Here is a 2,772-nt window from a genome sequence, read left to right as displayed (position 1 = left end):
CGTTGCCCCAGAGCAACCCGCGCGCCACCGACGTGACCGCGTGCACCCTCTCCACCACCGGCTCCAGCGACCGGGCGACGTCGACGCCCGCGAGCGGCTCCTTGAGCCGGACCTGGAGGCCCTCCGGGCTGTACCGCCACCACACGTTGGCCGGGCGGATGTCCGGCGCGGCACCGCCGACCGCGCGTGCGGCGACCACCGGGCTGAGCAGGCGCGCGGTGTAGCCGAGGAAGAACAGCGACGCGGCGACGCGGCGTTCCCCGGTGCGGTAGCGGGCGGCGATCAGGTCGAGGGCGTCGGGCAGGGCGGGGCCGTCCAGCAGCTCCTCGCCGTCGTGCCAGGTCCCGTCGGGCCGACCGAGGTCGAGGGCGAAGAAGGGGCTCAGGCCGCGGATCTGCCGCAGGGTGGCCAGGACTCGGGCGAACTCGGACACGTGACCTAGTCTGCCGCCGTGGACGCACTGGGGTTGGGACTGACCCTCGGTCTGGCGGCGAGCATCAGCCCCGGACCGCTGTTGGTGCTGGTGGTGACGGCGGCGCTGAAGTCGGGCCGGAGGGCCGGCGTGCTGACCGCCTGCGCACCGCTGCTGTCGGACGCCCTGGTGGTCACCGTGACCCTGCTCCTGCTGGACCGCGTGCCGGCGCGGGCGCTGGGCGTGCTCGGCGTCGTGGGCGCGGTGTTCGTGGTGTGGAGCGGCGTGCAGACCGTCCGGGAGGCGCGGTCGGCGTCACTGGACCTCGACGCCGAGCCGACCCGGACGCCCTCCGCCGGACTCCCGGCCGCTCCCGCTTCGCCACCGACCACCGGCCCCGCTCCCGGATTCCCGGTCGGCCCCGCTCCCGAAGCCGCAGCCAAGCCCGCCACCGAGCTCCCTGCCGCGTCCGCCGCCGAACCTTCCACCGAGTCCGCTTCCGAGCCCTCGGCCGAGCCCGCCGCCGAGCACCTCGCCGCCGAGCTTCCCACCGCGGCCCCCGCCGACCCGGCCGTCGAGCCGGGAAGCCATGCTTCGCAGCCGTCCCCTCCCAGGGGATCCCTGTTTTCGATTCTACCGACGGGGTCCGACAAAACCGGCTCCCTCGCACTGCGCCGAGCAGTCCTGGTGAACCTGCTCAGCCCGCACCCGTGGATCGCGTGGGCCACCGCGCTCGGGCCCCTCACCATCACGACCTGGCGCGCGTCACCGGGCGCGGGCGTGGCGCTGTTGGCCGGGTTCTACCTGACCCTGGTGGGCGGCAAGGTCGTGATCGCGCTCCTGATCGCCCGCGGACGCCGCCGCCTGCGCGACACCGGCTACCGGCTCGCCCTCACCTGCGCGGGTCTGCTGCTGGTGCTTGCCGGCATCGTGATGGGCGTCGAGTTCGCCACCGCCTGACGGCCCGCCGCCCGGTGTCGGCTCAGCCGCGAACGTCGGCGGAACGGGGAATCCATGGATGAGGTCAGGTTCGAGCAGGACCTGGTCCGGGCGTTGCTGCGGGACCAGCACCCGGATCTCGCGCACCTCGCACTGCGGGACGTCACCGGTGGCTGGGACAACCAGCAGTGGCGCCTCGGCCCGGACCTGGCCGTGCGCCTGCCGCGCACCGAGCGCGCCCCGGCCCTGTTGCGCGCCGAGCAGAAGTGGCTGCCCGTGCTGGCCGGACACCTGCCGCTGCCGACGCCCGTCCCGGTGCGCATCGGTGAACCCTCCGCCCTGTTCGGGCACACCTGGACCATCACGCGCTGGGTCGAGGGCGAGCCGGCCGACCACGCGCCGATCATCCGCGCCGACGCCGCCCCGACCCTCGCCGGTTTCCTCAGGGCACTGCACCGACGGGCACCCGCGGACGCCCCGGCCAACCCCGCGCGCGGCGTCCCGCCGTCGGCGCTGCGGGACGGGTTCACCAGCGCGTTGCACGTCCTGGAGGACGACGCGAGCGCCGGTGCCGCCCGGGACGTCTGGGAGGAGGCCGTCGCCGCGCCCGCGTGGCACGGGGCACCGACCTGGCTGCACGGTGACCTGCACCCGGCGAACGTGGTCGTGCGGGAGGGCACGCTCGCCGGAGTGATCGACTTCGGTGAGATGTGCGCGGGCGATCCCGCGACCGACCTGTCCGCCGCCTGGATCCTGCTGCCCGAGGGCACGGCGGGCCGGTTCTTCGACGCCTACGGGGACGCGGACGACGCCACCGTCGCACGGGCCCGCGGCTGGGCCGTCCTGCGCGCCCTGCACCTGCTCGCCATCGGGCGCAACGGCAGGCTCGGCCTCCCCGGCGGCAAACCGACCTGGGAACCGGCGGGCCGGGCCGCCCTCGAACGCGCCCTGGCCGGTCAGGGCATGTAGAACGTCATCAGGTCACCGCGCACCGGCGGGAACAGCGCGTGCATGAGGTCGGCGTCCGGTCCGGGGTAGACGTCCGGCTGCCGCGCGGTCAGGCCCTTGAGGCCGTGCGGGCCGAACAGCAGCGACGCCAGCATGTCCGGCGCCACGCCCGCACCACCCGCCGCGCCGGGCGCCTGCATGGTGCCGCCCGCCACGACCGGCCCGACCCGGCCCGCCTGGAACGGCAGCCGCACGTGCGAACGGTAGAACGACACGACCGCCTCGCCCTCCCGGTCGGTGAAGCCAGCCGCCGCCAACCGACGGCCGAACACCGGCCGCAGGTGCTCCAGCAACGCGACCGGGTCACCGATCCGCACGTAGTACGAGTCGGCCACCTCCGGCGCGGGTCCGAGGAACGGCTCCAGCGCCTCACCCGCGACCGTGCCCGGCCGCTCGTTGACCTCGGTGGCCCC

General features: G+C 75.1%; 2 protein-coding genes and 2 pseudogenes. 2 read left to right on the top strand and 2 right to left on the bottom strand.

What is annotated here, in order from left to right; genetic code table 11:
• Window positions 1-433, bottom strand: a pseudogene (locus AB0G02_RS34220) (ferric iron reductase); the annotation flags it as partial.
• Window positions 434-451: 18 nt separating this feature from the next.
• On the opposite strand from AB0G02_RS34220, the gene AB0G02_RS34215 reads away from it, so the two are divergent.
• Together AB0G02_RS34215 and AB0G02_RS34210 are read left to right on the top strand one after the other, a co-directional pair.
• Window positions 452-1,372, top strand: coding sequence for a LysE family transporter (locus AB0G02_RS34215; protein ID WP_360802731.1), 921 nt, complete (start codon window positions 452-454; stop codon window positions 1,370-1,372).
• 54 nt (window positions 1,373-1,426) lie between these two features.
• The gene (locus AB0G02_RS34210) at window positions 1,427-2,320 is read left to right on the top strand and encodes an aminoglycoside phosphotransferase family protein (protein ID WP_360802728.1); all 894 of its coding nucleotides are present in this window, start codon (window positions 1,427-1,429) and stop codon (window positions 2,318-2,320) included.
• Here the strand turns inward: AB0G02_RS34210 and AB0G02_RS34205 are convergent.
• Window positions 2,308-2,772: pseudogene (locus tag AB0G02_RS34205) on the bottom strand (GNAT family N-acetyltransferase); the annotation flags it as partial. The gene AB0G02_RS34210 and the pseudogene AB0G02_RS34205 sit on opposite strands and share 13 nt — an antisense overlap.

The organism is Actinosynnema sp. NPDC023658 (assembly GCF_040639995.1).
GTDB lineage: Bacteria > Actinomycetota > Actinomycetes > Mycobacteriales > Pseudonocardiaceae > Actinosynnema.
Note: the sequence above shows the minus strand (reverse complement) of the source record. Positions and strands in the feature narration are given on the sequence as shown.

Excerpts from the sequence above, each read along its gene's own strand:
- AB0G02_RS34210 (WP_360802728.1), top strand. The coding sequence starts at position 1,427 with ATGGATGAGGTCAGGTTCGAGCAGGACCTGGTCCGGGCGTTGCTGCGG.